Source organism: Gordonia sp. w5E2 (assembly GCF_036540975.1).
Taxonomy (GTDB): Bacteria; Actinomycetota; Actinomycetes; order Mycobacteriales; family Mycobacteriaceae; genus Gordonia; species Gordonia jacobaea.
The window spans coordinates 1,334,858-1,349,345 of the sequence record NZ_CP144213.1; the positions used below are offsets into that span (position 1 = coordinate 1,334,858).

The 14,488-nt window shown below is 63.6% G+C and carries 11 protein-coding genes; 8 read left to right on the forward strand and 3 right to left on the reverse strand.

What is annotated here, in order from left to right; genetic code table 11:
- The first annotated feature begins 15 nt into the window (after positions 1-15).
- The gene (locus RND64_RS06150; RefSeq protein ID WP_270483116.1) at positions 16-417 is read left to right on the forward strand and encodes a carboxymuconolactone decarboxylase family protein; all 402 of its coding nucleotides are present in this window, start codon (positions 16-18) and stop codon (positions 415-417) included.
- A 91-nt stretch (positions 418-508) separates the two neighbouring features.
- On the opposite strand, the gene RND64_RS06155 is transcribed toward RND64_RS06150, so the two are convergent.
- Complete coding sequence (locus RND64_RS06155; RefSeq protein ID WP_270483114.1) at positions 509-1,462, reverse strand: helix-turn-helix domain-containing protein; 954 nt, start codon at positions 1,460-1,462, stop codon at positions 509-511.
- Between the two features lie 590 nt (positions 1,463-2,052).
- On the opposite strand from RND64_RS06155, the gene RND64_RS06160 reads away from it, so the two are divergent.
- Both RND64_RS06160 and RND64_RS06165 read left to right on the forward strand, forming a co-directional pair.
- Positions 2,053-4,086 (forward strand): hydantoinase/oxoprolinase family protein, encoded by a 2,034-nt coding sequence (locus tag RND64_RS06160; protein WP_331436502.1) that lies wholly within the window; start codon positions 2,053-2,055, stop codon positions 4,084-4,086.
- The gene (locus tag RND64_RS06165) at positions 4,083-6,026 is read left to right on the forward strand and encodes a hydantoinase B/oxoprolinase family protein (RefSeq protein ID WP_331436503.1); all 1,944 of its coding nucleotides are present in this window, start codon (positions 4,083-4,085) and stop codon (positions 6,024-6,026) included. The genes RND64_RS06160 and RND64_RS06165 overlap by 4 nt, the downstream gene beginning before the upstream one ends.
- Positions 6,027-6,110: 84 nt before the next feature.
- Here the strand turns inward: RND64_RS06165 and RND64_RS06170 are convergent, their stop codons facing one another.
- Positions 6,111-6,806 carry a GntR family transcriptional regulator gene (locus tag RND64_RS06170; RefSeq protein WP_270483110.1) on the reverse strand — a complete coding sequence of 232 codons (696 nt, stop codon included), beginning with the start codon at positions 6,804-6,806 and terminating at the stop codon, positions 6,111-6,113.
- A 338-nt stretch (positions 6,807-7,144) separates the two neighbouring features.
- On the opposite strand from RND64_RS06170, the gene RND64_RS06175 reads away from it, so the two are divergent.
- The 5 genes from RND64_RS06175 to RND64_RS06195 all read left to right on the forward strand — a co-directional run bounded on the left by RND64_RS06175 (position 7,145) and on the right by RND64_RS06195 (position 13,137).
- Positions 7,145-7,678 (forward strand): flavin reductase family protein, encoded by a 534-nt coding sequence (locus RND64_RS06175; protein WP_331436504.1) that lies wholly within the window; start codon positions 7,145-7,147, stop codon positions 7,676-7,678.
- 22 nt (positions 7,679-7,700) lie between these two features.
- Positions 7,701-8,792 carry a 3,4-dihydroxy-2-butanone-4-phosphate synthase gene (locus RND64_RS06180; RefSeq protein ID WP_331436505.1) on the forward strand — a complete coding sequence of 364 codons (1,092 nt, stop codon included), beginning with the start codon at positions 7,701-7,703 and terminating at the stop codon, positions 8,790-8,792.
- 56 nt (positions 8,793-8,848) lie between these two features.
- Entirely contained in the window at positions 8,849-9,946 is a 1,098-nt protein-coding gene (locus tag RND64_RS06185; RefSeq protein WP_270483107.1) for a maleylacetate reductase, read from the forward strand.
- A 93-nt stretch (positions 9,947-10,039) separates the two neighbouring features.
- On the forward strand, positions 10,040-10,975 hold the full coding sequence (locus RND64_RS06190; RefSeq protein ID WP_331436506.1) for a dioxygenase family protein: 936 nt from the start codon (positions 10,040-10,042) through the stop codon (positions 10,973-10,975).
- Positions 10,972-13,137, forward strand: a complete 2,166-nt coding sequence (locus RND64_RS06195) for a cytochrome P450/oxidoreductase (RefSeq protein ID WP_331436507.1) — start codon at positions 10,972-10,974, stop codon at positions 13,135-13,137. Before RND64_RS06190 ends, RND64_RS06195 begins: the two co-directional genes overlap by 4 nt.
- Before the next feature lie 11 nt (positions 13,138-13,148).
- On the opposite strand, the gene RND64_RS06200 is transcribed toward RND64_RS06195, so the two are convergent.
- The gene (locus RND64_RS06200) at positions 13,149-14,447 is read right to left on the reverse strand and encodes a hypothetical protein (protein ID WP_331436508.1); all 1,299 of its coding nucleotides are present in this window, start codon (positions 14,445-14,447) and stop codon (positions 13,149-13,151) included.
- Positions 14,448-14,488: the final 41 nt, after the last annotated feature.

Below are 14,488 nucleotides of genomic sequence, written 5' to 3' on the forward strand. Positions count from 1 at the left end.
CGACCAAGGAGTGCCATGACGACCACCAGCCGAACCCACGAAATGACCTATCGGGATGGAATCGAGATGCGGAAAACCGTGCTCGGTGCCGCGCACGTCGAGAAGTCGCTGAGCAACGTCACCGAGTTCTCGCGTCCGATCCAGGAATTGGTGACCGAATACTGCTGGGGTGCGGTGTGGACCCGGCCGGGGCTTGACCGCAAGACCCGGAGCCTGCTTAACCTGGCGATGCTCACCACCCTCAACCGTGGACACGAACTCGCAGTGCATGTGCGCGGCGCGGTGACCAACGGCTGCACTGACGAGGAGATTCAGGAGGTGCTCATCCAGGCTGCCATCTACGCAGGTGTCCCGGCGGCGCTGGAATCCTTCCGAATCGCCGAGGCGACCCTGAACGAGCTGCGCAAGAACCAATGAACCGGATCTGATTCTGAGCCGGTGCGCCGCGCCGATTCGGCTGCGGCACACCGGCTCCCGGTGGCCGAGGTTGCCGCATGGCCACGAGCGATCAGTGGACCGAAGTCGCCACACGTTTGAGAGCCTGCGCCCGATAGACGGCCGGGGTGCATCCCATCGTCGCCTTGAATACCTGCCCGAAGTGCGACGCCGTGGTGAAACCCCATCGTGCGGCGATCGCGGCCACCGGCACCCCGGCGCGGGCCGGGTCCGCCAGATCGGCGCACGCGCGGACAATGCGGCGGCCTCGGATCCGGGCCGCGGCTGACTCGCCACCCTCGCGAAAGATGTTGTGTACGTGGCGGACCGACAGATGATGCGCCACCGCCAGCTGATGGACGTCCAACGCCGGATCCGAGAGACTCGCCTCGATGTAGTCGTACATCTGACGGCGCAGCCGCGTTCGTGGGTCGGGGATCGCGGATGTGTCCATCGTGTCGACCAGTAGTGCGGTGCCGATCGCTGCGGCCCCGTGTAGCAGTCGTGTGAGCTGGTGCGGTGTGAGGTCGTCGCCGGAACGGCTGATGGTGCGCAGGAGATCACCGAAAACTGTCGTCATGCTGCCGGTCTGCGCCGCAATCCTGGTGCCGGACAAGGTATCGGGCGGGATCTCCACCGCGTCGCAGGGTAGCGCCAGGCAAAGGCTGTGATACCCGTCGCCGGCGTGTACCTCGCCCGACTGATGTGAGGAGAACACGCCGATGTCGCCGGGCAGCAACGTCTCCGTCCTTGCGCCGACGTGCATGGTGGCAGTCCCGGAGAGCTGAACCGAGATCATCACCATGCCTGGGCGACCAGGCGACGAGAAATGCTGGGCCACATGCGGTCTGGAGACGATCTCACTCAACGTCAGTCCGTCGGAGCCTATTGTGCGCAACCAGCCGATCGGGGTGCTCGGTTCGGCATCCACACCGAACGGTGCCATCGCGGCGGCGATCTGTTCACTCCATTCACGCGCTGTGCGAGGTGCCGACGGCACCGGGGCAGCGGGTGCCAGTGCGTTCACTGTCGTGCCGCCCGTCGCGCTGGGGGCCGCGGCACAATGGACTGCTTTCGAGTGCACCGTCGCGATATGGTCGTGCGCTTCCGTGTCATGGCGCGACGGGATGTGGACCCTATATTCAGCTGTGAGTCAGATAACAGGTATGGACGCATGGTGATGGCCGCCTCTCCTAAGATGTGCGATCATCATACAATCTTGGTACTGAAAGGGTGAGCGTTCGCGCTCAACTCCCGTCGACGAGACGGGACACCCGGACGGCGTATCCAAAGGCGCTCGGAATCCTCCCGCGCCTGCGATCCGCCTCACCGATGAGAGGAACATCCAAATGCACAACTTCCCACGGCCGTCCCAAGATCGGCTGTACGCCGATCGGGAGCCGGTTGACCAGACCTGTCCCGCCTGTGGTTCGGCCACCGCGGTGGCTCGGTATCGCGTCCTCACCGAGGGGGGTTGGTGGGATGCCGTGAAATGTGTCGACTGCCTGTACACCATCGACCGCACCCGAGCGCCGCGACTTGGCTCGTTCAGTCCGATGGTCAGCGTCGCTACCTTCGCGACTCGTGCTGACTCCGTAGAGACGAAGGGAGAGAACAATGTTCGGAGTTGACGTGGGAGGTACGTTCACCGATGTCGTCGCGGTTCGCGACGGCGTGATCTCCGTGACCAAGGTGCCGAGCAGTCGGTCCGATCCTCCCGCTCCCGTCATCGAGGGTGCGCGACGGCTAGGGGTCGCGGGCTCCACGGTGTTCAACCACGCGAGCACCATGGGACTCAACGCGGTCATCGAACGCCGTCTGCCGAAGATCGCATATCTCACCACCGAGGGATTCCGCGATGTCCTCGACCGTGGCAATGTGCACCGGCCACTGGACGCACAGACTGATCCGCAGTGGCGGCGTTCCTTTGGTGACGCCAATCGCCCGTTGATCCCGCGCTACCTACGGCGCGGCGTTGCCGAACGCATCACCGCCGACGGTGCTGTGCTGATCCCCCTCGACGAGGAACACGCGCGTAGACAATTGGAGGTTCTCGCGCGGTGTGATGTGGAAGGCGTGGCGATCTGCACCATCAACAGCTACGTCAATCCCGAGCATGAGATTCGTCTTCGGGAGATTGCAAGGGAAGTCCTCGGTCCCGATGTGGCCATCTCGATTTCGGCCGAGACATCACCGCTGGCCAAGGAGTACACGCGAGCGTCGACGACGGTGATCGACGTGTTCATGAAACTGATCTTCACCGATTATTCGAGTCACATCCACGATGAACTGCGCGCCCTCGGATTCGGCGGTGAACTGAACTTCGCCGACTGCGCAGCCACCTTGCTGCCGTGGCGCGAAGCCCTGCACCGCCCGTTCCGAATCCTGTTCGCCGGTCCTGCCGCGGGCACCATCTCGAGCGTCCGCCTTGGCGCCGCAATCGGCGAGAACAACTTGCTGTGCGCTGATGTCGGGGGCACCTCCACCGACGTCTCACTGATCGTCGACGGACGTCCGTTTATCCAGAACACTTTTGAGCTCGAACACGATCTGGTCATCAACGCGTTGTCGACTGAGGTTTCCAGCGTGGGTGCCGGAGGCGGCAGTCTCGTCACCGTCGCCACCTCGGGCGGCATTCAGGTGGGGCCTGGCTCGGCCGGTGCCGAACCCGGCCCGGCCTGCTACGGGCGCGGAGGGACGATCCCAGCGGTCACTGATGCATGCCTGCTCATGGGCATTCTTGACGGCGACTCGTTCGCCGGCGGTGAGATGGCCCTGGATCGCGAGGCATCCAGAGCGGCGTTCGACGCACTGGACACACCTGTCACTTTCGGAGAGAGGGTGAGCTCGGCCTACAGACTTGCGGTGGCCAATATTGCCGAGGAGGTACTCAATGTCGCGGTGCGTCATGGTGTCGATATTCGCGATTTCTCGCTGATGTCCTATGGTGCGGCGGGTCCGATGCTGTTGCCGGCGGTGTTGGAGCTGTTGCCACTCAAGAACGCCATCATTCCGCCGTATCCAGGCCTCTTCTCGGCGTTGGGACTTCTCTCCACCGATCAGGTCTTCTACGAATCGCGCAGCGCCTACACGGTTCTCAATCCGAGCAGTGCCGACCAAATCAGCGATATGTTCGCCGACATGGAGCGCACGCTCCGCGATCACGTCGGTACGGTCGCCGACGGCCTCGAGGTCCGACGCAGTTTCGATGGGCGACTCCTCGGCCAGAGCTGGGAGACACCGTTTATCCAGCTGCCGGCAGGCGATATCAATGCAGAGACAGTCATCGACATGGTTGCTGCATTCCATGATGCGTACGCCGAACGCAACGGCCAGCGCTTCGAGATGATCCCGGTCGAAGGCGTGACCTACCGCGTCGAACTCATCGTGCCGTCGGAGAAGGTGGAGTACGTTGCCGCCGACGCCCAGCAACCGTTCACGGTGGAGCCCGAACGGATGATCACCCTGGAGTACCTCGCCGACCAACCCTTGGCGGCGGGCGAATACCGAAGGGAGCACTTGAATGTGGGGGCGACCATCACCGGTCCCGCAGTGATCCGAGAGGACCTCTCGACGACGATCGTGCTCGAATCGCAGACCGCCACTGTTGGCCGGTGTGGCGAACTCATCATCGAAGGGATAAACCAATGACCGTCATCACCCGACCGGAGCCGGACACCGCGTTCCTGATCCGTGATCTCGACGAGAAGGGCTTCACGGCCGAGTACGGATGCGACCGCTACACCGCGACCGTGCTGAGTAACCGGTTCGACTACCTCGTCGAGCACATGAGTGGTCGGCTGCTGAGCGGAGCCTTTTCCCCGGTGCTGCGCGACTTCTACGACCTGGCCTGCACTATCAGCGGTCCACCGGAGATGGACTATCTGGTACCCGCGGCCAGCAACGGAATCGTGCTCATGGCCGGCACCGCACTGGACGGGGTGGCCAACACAGTGGAGGAGTACGGCGTCGAGAACCTGGGGCCAGGTGACGTGCTGATCTCCAACGATCCTTACCGGACCGGAAACCACAACAACGATCTCAACTTCATACGCCCCGTCTTCGTCGACGGCCGGATCGTCGGATTCGTCAATCTCAATGCCCATCAATTGGATATGGGCGGCGTGGTGCCCGGCGGGTTCAGTGCCACCAAGACCAACGTCTACGAGAACGGTCTGGTGATCTCGCCGCGGCTGCTGATCCGGGGCGGGCAGATGGTCACCGAGACTTGGAATCTCATCTTCGATAACGTCCGGATGGCCACGATTCTGTATCCGGACATGATGACGATCTGCTCGAGTCTTGAATTGGGTGAGCAGCTGTTGCGCGAGTCCATCGATCGCTACGGTCTGGACGCGGTGCACGGCACGATTCGGTACGTATGCGACCTCGGTGCCGAATCGATGGCAGCGGCCTTGGAGTCGATGCCCGATGGCGACTGGTCCGGGACCGAGCAGATCGACTGCGACGGCGTGGACGATACCGAGCAGTACTCGCTCGAGGTGGCGATCCGGAAGCGCGGCCCGAGAATCGAATTGGACTTCTCGGGGACTTCGCGTCAGGCCCGTAGTTCGGTCAACGCGACCGCCTGGGACACCAAAACGTCGGTGGGGATCGCGTTGAAGTACCTGTTCCTGCCGCGTGGGCGCTTCAATTCGGGGCTGTACCGCAACGTCGACATTGTGTTGCCCGAGGGCACTATGCTCTCCGCGCTGCCGCCGGACGGTTGTGTGTTCATGTACTGGGAGCAGGGGCAAATCGTGCTGACCGCGATGCTGCGTGCTCTGGCTGATGCGGTCGGCGACGCCGCCATCGGCGGCGACAGCGGCAGCGCCGACCTCCACACCGCCTACGGCGTGCATCCCGACGGGACCGCTTGGGTGTCGGCGCTTCAGTGCGGTGGAGAAGTAGGTCCCTACGGTGCCAACAGGTTTGGCGACGCTGACTCGCAGTGTATGACCTATCAGGCCAATGGGGTGGCCCCGGCGGTGGAGGGGATCGAGAAGGGCACGCCCGCGGTGGTGCTGAGACATGAGTTACAGATCGACTCCGGTGGCCCAGGGTACTTTCGTGGCGGTGCTGGGATGATTCGAGACACCCTGTGGACCGCCGACGCGCAGCATTCGCTCACCTCTTTGCGGTACAAGCAGGCTGCCGGATTCGGTGCTCGCGGCGGTAAAGACGGTGCGCGCGGCGGGATTTGGAAATTCGAGCCGTCACAGGACGGAATGGTCAGAACCCCGGGGACAGAGGTGCCCGCATATCGGGTGGCTACGGCGTGGGCCGGACTCATCGATCCGGAGACCAACACTGCCGATGCCGCAGGCGAATTCGTTTATCCGTTCTGCGCCGAACAGAACACTTCACGAGCAAACTCGGTGATCCGGTATCTCACAAATGCCGGTGGTGGCTGGGGTGATCCGCTGACGCGAGACCCGCAGAAGGTGTTGATCGATGTCCGCGACGGATACGTTTCGATCGCTGGTGCTGCCAGGGACTACGGGGTAGTGGTGATCGGAGATCCAGACCTCGATCCGGAGGGAATAGCGATCGATGTCGCGGCTACCGAGGCGATGCGAAGCGCTACCTGAAATCTCCGACTACTACCGACGACGTTGCCGGGTCAGACCGGCCCGGCAACGTCGTCGCGGATCACTCAACCGCGCCTGTCGGGTTCACTCAGCGAGACGGCGTAATTTCGCCAGCGCGTTCCGGGCGGTGGAGCGCATATGAATGTCGTAAAGCTGTTCGGCTTGCTCTGCGTCGCCTGATCGCGCGGCTTCCACCACTCCACGTAGTTCTGCAATGGTGTTCGTGTGATCGTCGGGCATGCCCTGCGCACGCAGTACCCGCAGCCTGCTCTGAAGATTCTCCACCAACTGTGCGAGTACCGGGCTCTTTGCCCCCTCCACCAGCACGGCGTAGTAGGCGTCAACGGCGTCGAGAATCGCGAGGGCGTCCTCGCCGGCGGCCGCCTCGGCGAATCCCTCCGCGGCCGCGGCAAGTCGGATGATCTGCGAGGGAGCCGCTCGTTCGACGAAGCGACGGACGATCAGTCCCTCGAGCCGGAGTCGGGCCTCGTAGAGTTCCTCGGCCTCCTCGAATGTCGGCGAGGCCACCATCGCACCTTTTTGCGGCACAACGGTTATCAAGCCCTCAGAGGTCAACTGCCGCAATGCTTCACGCACTGTCGTTCGGGATACCCCGAGTTGTTCGATCAGTTCGCGCTCAACCAGACGCTGCCCAGGTGGCAGCGTGAAGTCCAAGATCGCGGCACGGAGGGCATCAATGACCTGTTCACGCAGCGGCGCGGCCACCCGCCCGATCGGCCCCGACGTCCAGCGATCACCGAGCGATTTAGACGTGGTCACGGGCTGCTCCTCAGGATGGTTGCCAACGCGCACCGCGCGCTGCCGCTCACGAGTCTGTGTGGGTGCTTCGACCGAGGCCAGTCCCCGGTGCTGTCGTACAAGTCTACGATCCTGTGCCTCGTTGACGGCAAACGCGCCATGTCAGCGCCTGCCGACTGTAGTATCGTCATACAAAAAACAACCGGGCGACATAGCCGGAAAGCGTCGAGAATTCACTTCGCGGAACCGACAGGCAAGTGCGCATTTGCTCAATGACAGTGACCTGCACCACAAAATATCGTCAATAGTGTTCCGGTCGACGCACAGCGCGTGTCGTCCTCTTTCGCTTGAGGAGCATCATGACCATTACCGACAGCACTCACCAGCAGTCATCGATTGACGCCGAGCACTATCGAACGGTGTTCCGCGACCATCCCGCGGGCGTTGCCGTGATCACGGCGGATGCCGGTAACGGACCGGCCGGACTGACTGCCACCTCGGTGTCGTCGGTCTCGGCCGCCCCGGCAATAGTCATGTTCTCGCTGTCGAATGAGTCCTCCGCCGCGCCGACGATCGCCCGAGCCGACACCGTGGTGGTGCACTTCATGTCCACCCAGCAGATCGAGCAAGCTCTGACTTTCGCCACCAGCGGGATCGACCGTTTCGCAGACTCCACTTCATGGCGACGGTTGGAGACTGGTGAGCCTGTGCTGAACAGTGCGGACCGCTGGATGCGCGGCAAGATCTCGGGGCGAATGGTGGCCGGTACGGCGACCATCGTCACCATCGAGGTGCTCGAGGTGCATGTGGAGGAGAGCGAGCCCGCTGCCGCGCCGCTCGTGTATCACGCCCGCACCTGGCATCGGCTTGGCGATCACAGTCGCCTGAACTGACCCCATCCGAGGAGGATTGATCATGAGCACCGCCGTCGAGGTTCGCCCACACTTCCGTCGATACGACGCCACCCGGTTGAGAAAGTCGTTCGTAAAGTCGACCTCGTGCCTCCATCACGTTCACCACGCGCGGGAGGAACTGCTTGCCGGTCGCACGGTGTTGTTGGTGGAAGAGCGCGGCGATGAGGTGGTCGGACACCTCGTGGTGCGTGCCGCCGAGGTGCGGGTCGGAGCGGTGGCCTTCTTGGTCCGGCACAGCGCCGGATACCTCTGTGCTGCTATGGAATCACGTCGCTGCGACGAACTGCAATTGCCCCCGTGCAGCAGCGGGGTCCGCGATCAGCACGTCACCGACTTTCGGGTGGCGGTCGACGCCGCGACCGGTGTCGGTACCGGGATTTCCGCCGCCGACCGGGCCCGCACCGCTCGTGTGCTGGCCGATCCTGCGACTCAGCCGGCAGACCTGACCCGGCCCGGCCATTTGGTACCGGTGGCCGCTGACCCTGGTGGAGTATTCGCGGCGGGCGCGTCAACTCCCGAATCAGTGGTTGAACTCCTTCGAACGACCGGTCGGCCTGCAGTCGGTCTCTACGGCACCGTGGTGGGACTGGCCGACCCCACCGGCCTGCCCGATCGTGCCGAGCTGCTGCGGTTCGCCTCGGAGAACTCGCTGGTTGTCGTGACTCACAACGACATTCGAATGGCGACCGCGCACCAAACCGAGGCTGCCACCCTCAGCTCCCAGGTACTGCTCGAGGACCTCGGTGCGGTCCGCTTGCACGAGTTGACGATTCCCGCGTTGCCGTTCGTCGGATACCTGCTGGCCCCCTCCGACATACCCCGCGGCGCCGAGGTGGTAGCCAACGTGTGCACGGTGCCCGGCACGGTGGCGCTGATGGCGGCCATCGCTGCCGACGCGGCGACGGCCGCTGAGCGCCGTGAGATCGCGATCTACGTGGATGCCGATCCTGACCTGATAACGCTGGTGGCTCCCACCATGATCGCGCGAGCCCTCGACCATCTAGGACTCTCTGCCGCAACCGATCACACTTCCACGTCGGGTGCGACCGAACGGCAACGGCTGAGGCGTAAGGAACTTGCTGCCTCCGTTTGAGACTCTGCACCAACCAATCCGCCCCACCGATCACACATGAAAAGAGCAATGGATTAATGGAGTTCAGTCACACCACCCTCGCTCAGCGCGTTCACTTCGGTACCGGTCGAGCCGCGGAGAACTTGGCTGAGGAATTGGCGGCGCGTGAGATGACCCGGCCGATGATGATCGTGTCGAATCGCGCTCGGACGGTGGGCGAGACGGCTACCGCCGCGGTGGCACCCGGGGTGTGGTGGACCGACATAGCCCAGCATGTACCGGTGACACTCGTGGACCGCGCTGTTGACGCGGCATCCGAGGCGCAAGTGGACGGGCTGGTCTGCATCGGCGGCGGCTCGATCATCGGACTGGCCAAGGCTGTCGCCCTACGCACGGGCTTATCCATAATCGCCGTGCCGACCACCTATTCCGGATCAGAGGCCACCAATCTGTGGGGGATGACAGAGAACGGTGTCAAGACCACAGGTGTCGACCAGTCCGTGTTGCCGGTGACGGTGATCTACGACGCCGAACTCTCCCGCGGACTACCCACGGACCTCACCGTGGCCTCGGCTCTGAATGCGTTGGCGCACTGCGTCGATTCGCTATGGGCTCCGCGCGCCGACCCGATCAACCAAGTGTTGGCACTGGCCGCCACCAGAGTGCTGGTCGGTGCCATCCGCGGGATGACCTCCGATGATTCCGGATTGGCGAACCGCGAAAACGCGCTCTACGGTGCATATCTCGCGGGCGTGGCCCTCGCCGGGGCGGGAGCGGGGTTGCACCACAAGATATGTCACGTGCTCGGCGGTACTTTCGACATGCCGCATGCGCAGACCCACGCCGTTGTCCTGCCACATGTGCTCGAATTCAACGCGCCGTCATTGCCCGTCGAGTTGGCGACAGATCTGGCCACGGCCTTGGGCGCAACAGAGGTCAACGGGAATGCTGCAGCCTCCGCGGTGACCGCGATGCGCGATCTCTATCGAGCGGCCGCGGCGCCCTCGAATCTCGCCGACCTCGGATTTCCGGAGGACGGCATCGAACTCGCGGTCCAGAGAGTTCTGGCCGCAGCCCCTGCATCCAATCCGAGTCCCGTGACCGCAGAGGGTCTCACCGCGTTGCTGACCGCAGCCCGAACGGGCAGCACACCGGTCGCGACAGCTGCCCCGTGATGACCGACACGTGGGGCGTGTAACCGCTATCGACATCGATAGCCGGTGTACTCCCACCTGCCAACCAGCACCCACCAAAGACGGAACTGAGACATGACAGATACACGTACCGACCGCAATACAGGTCAGCAGGCAACCTTGGAACCCGACCGCCAGGAGCAGCGCGAACAGGCGCTCACCGACCGTGTGATCGATTCCTTCGCCACCGCTCCGAATCCGCGCCTGCGGGAGATCATGCAGTCGCTGACAGCGCACCTGCACGCATTCATTCGTGACGTCCGACTCACCGACGCGGAATGGGAGGCCGGCATTCAGTTCCTGACGGACGTCGGCCATATCACCGACGACCGGCGCCAAGAATTCATTCTGGCTTCAGACGTACTCGGTGCATCCATGCAGACGATCATCGTAAACAATCCGTCAGATGGGGCGGTCACCGAGTCGACGGTTTTCGGGCCTTTCTTTGTCGAGGACTCGCCGCAGATCCCGCTCGGCGGCGACATTTCCGGTGGTGCAAGCGGCGAGCCATGCTGGGTTGAGGGGAGTGTCGTAGATGCCGAAGGACGCGCAATTCCCGGTGCGCGAGTGGAGGTTTGGGAGGCCGACGACGAAGGCTTCTACGACGTGCAATACCCCGACGGTCGAGTGGCCGGACGGGCGCATGTCCACGCCGACGCCGAGGGCCGGTTTCGTTTCTGGGCACTGACTCCTACGCCCTACCCGATCCCGCACGACGGACCGGTGGGCCGCCTACTCGCCGCAACCGGGCGGTCGCCGGTCCGCGCGGCGCACCTACACTTCATGGTCACCGCAGACGGTGCCCGCACCCTGGTGACCCACATCTTTGTCGACGGCGATCCGCAGCTGGAGATCGGCGATTCGGTGTTCGGCGTGCAGGATTCGCTGATCAAGGAGTTTGCCCGGCAGCAGCCCGGTACTCCCACTCCTGATGGCCGCAACCTCGGTGACATTCCCTGGTCGCGCACTCGATTCGACATAGTTCTCGCCGCGACTGGCGACAGGGAATGAGTGCATCGCTGCTGCCTCCGGCACCCGGGATTCCGGTGGCAGATGCAGTCACTCTTGAAGCGCTGAACCGCGACCCGTGGCCGGTTGTGGCCGCGCTGCGAGACGAGGCGCCTGTGCATTGGGTCCCGGCGCTGAACCGATACCTCGTCATGGGTTTCGATGACTGCCGATTCGTCGAGACAAGGCCGGACATCTTCACCGCTGTCGAGGACCGGCATCCTGTAGACCGCACGATCGGCCGTTCGATGATTCGCAAGGACGACCCGAACCACGCTCCCGAGCGGCACGCCGCCAATCGCGCGTTGCGCATCAAGGTTGTGGCCGACCGGTGGCGCCCGGTGTTCGAGGAGAACACTCGCGTCTTCCTCGATCAGCTGATCGCCGCGGGGCCAGGTGCCGACCTCAGTGCTGATTTCGCCGCGCCGCTGGCAGCGTCGAATGTGGCCGCGCTGGTGGGATTGAAAGATGTCCCGGCGACCGTCGTGCTGCGCTGGTCGACGGCTTTCATGGCTGGTGCCGCCGATCCGGGCGCGGATGTGAGTATCCGGCGGCGAGTTCGTGAGGCCAACGCAGAGATCGACGATGTCATCGCCAGTGTTGTCGCCGGCTCGAACCGAGCGCCCGACGGCACCATCCTGGCGGCCATGATCGACGCAGGAATGTCGCTCGAGACCCAGCGCGCGAATGTCAAACTCGCCATCGCAGGGGGGATCAACGAGCCCAAGCACGCGCTCACCAACGCCGTTTGGGCACTCGCGCGTCACCGTGAACAACACGACCGGGCAGTTGCGGACCCGACCCTATTCGAGGCGGTATTCGAGGAGATCGTCCGTTGGTTGCCACCGGTCGGTGTGATCTCGCGGCGCACCACCTGCGAAGTGGAGATCGCGGGGGTCACCATCCCGGAGGGCGCGCAGATCGGTGCGTGTCTGCACAGCGCCAACCGAGATCCCCGCCGTTTCACCGCCCCTGACGCGTTCGACATCGACCGGGACAGCGTGGGTCACCTCGCTTTTGGTGCCGGCCCGCACATGTGCGCTGGTCGGTGGGCGGCTCAGTGCGCGGTAGGGCAGGTAGCGCTGCCACAGCTATACGCGCGGTTCTCAGGGCTGAGGCCCGTGGACTCGGAAGGAGCTGCCTTCGCGGGATGGACATTCCGCGGACTGGAGACATTGCCGGTCACCTGGGACGCCGTGCGCACACCACGCGCAACGGGCGCAGTCGTTCCGTTGGAGGTGACAGTAGTGGACAAATCGATCGCCGCCGAGGGGGTGTGCGCGGTGACCTTGCGGCCGAATTCTGCCACCGGGCCGCTACCGTGGCAGCCTGGCGCACATCTGACCGTTGAGTTCCCGACGAGTGACGACGCCTCGGTCGAGCGGCAGTACTCGCTGTGCGGCTCACCCGATGAGCCGGACTACCGCATCGCTGTGCGCCGCGAGGAGGCCGGACGCGGTGGATCCGACTACGTGCATTCCAGGCTCGCGGTCGGAGACCGGATCCGAATATCGCCGCCCCGCAACAACTTTGTGTTGTATCCAGCCCAGCGGTACCGCTTCGTGGCCGGCGGCATCGGGATCACGCCGATTGTGCCGATGATCGCAGAGGCACACCGCCGCGGCGTCGACTGGTCATTGCTGTACCTCGGCCGAGCGCGTCGGGGAATGCCGTTCCTGGATTGGTTGTCCGCCTTCGGGGATCGGGTGACGGTATGGCCGAGTGCGGAGTTCGGGCGGGTTCGACTCGCCGACCACCTGTCTGAAGTGGCGGGGGAACTGGTCTACGCCTGCGGGCCGGGAGCACTTCTCGACGAACTGGAGGAACTGTCCCAGCAGTGGCCGGCGGACACTCTGCATGTGGAGCGATTCGCGGCAAGGGTATCGGACCTGCCGAACAAGGACTTCCGACTGAACCTGGCGCGCAGCGGTATCGTCCTTGACGTCGCAGCTGAGCAGACCATTGTCGACGCGCTCCAGTCGGCGGGGATCGAGGTGGCCACGTCATGCCTCGAGGGAACGTGTCGCACGTGTGAGACGACGGTGGTCGCAGGCACCCCGTGTCACCGCGACTCAGCGCTCACCGAGGCCGAGAAGCAGCGGTCGATGACCATGATGATCTGCGTATCACGTTCGCAGACTTCGGAACTCACCCTCGACCTGTGAGCTCCAGCTGATCAGGACGGGGCTGCCGCGATGGCGCTCAGATCCGCCCTACGGTTGTCGGTCTTGTAAGGCGCCGGTGCCACCGTCACCCGAATGCGCTTCTGTCGTGTGCCCGGATCGCCCCAGATGAGAGTGAGCACGGTACCCGGCTCGGCCATGTCCGGGCGGACGTAGGCCAGGGCGAGCACTTTGTGGAAGTAGGCGCTGTAACCGGGGTTGGTGGATAGACCGACAACCGCGTCATGTTCGTCGATCACCTTGTCCGACCACGCGATCCACCGCTGCCCATGCGGGATGTCGAGGAACTGATAAGGCTCGTCCTCGGCAAACAAAGAGGCGTAAATCGCGATCACGTCGTCGCTGTCGAACTCCAGGGTCACCCGTACTCGTTGCGGGTCGGCGATCTCACGCTCGAGTGCTGCGCGACCGACGAAGTCGTGGTCGAATCGGATCGAGCGGCCCCATCCCAATTCAATGGGCGAACGCAGATATTCGTTGATGTCGTCGGAATCGTAACTGCCCTTGATTGTTGCGGTCAGTCCATATGTGTCGAAGTGTTTCCGGATCCATTCGCCGCTGCCGGCCAGTTCGGGATGGTCGGACTGCTTGAGGTAATGCCAGTTGCCGGTGGGGAAGGCTGCTTCGAGGTGATTGATCATCACGGTTCGGCGACCCACCCGCCTGATACCGTGCTCGGCGCCAACAGACAGGATGGCCTCCGTGATCTCCTCGCGATGCGCTGCGTCGGCATGGAACTCGAAACCGATCTCACCGGCCATGCCCTGTCGGAGCGCCCACACCGGATGGCCCGCGATCGTGACATCGGTGAAGTGCATGAACTTGACATCGGTCAAGGGTTCGCCGGTAACCGCGTGGCACACCGCCAATGCGGTGGGACCTGACACCTGAAGTTTGGTGCGGTCGACCGCCGTCCAGGTGGCGTCGTAGTCACCCGCGCTCAACACCCAGCTGGTATGCAAAGCAGGGACGCCCTGCGTGATGAACTTCTGGCGGCCGAGCCGCATCAGGATGCCGTCGCCGATCACCTTGCCGTCACTGGTGCATTGCACGATGTGCTTTGCCTGCCCAATCGCAAAACTGTCGAAACCGTTGATGCAGGTGTCGGAGAAAACGCGCAACGCGTCTGGCCCTTCGGTGATCACATCCCACAGAAACGACCAGTCTTCGAGATAACAAGTGGTCTTCCAAGACAGTTGCTCTTCGCGCCAGTCGGTGAACTCCAGTCGACGCCAGCCGGGATGGTATCCCGGCGAGGCTGAGCGCAGCGTACCGATGAGGTCACTTCCCATGGCTGTGGTCCTTTCCCGGACAACGTGATCGGTGGGTGGGG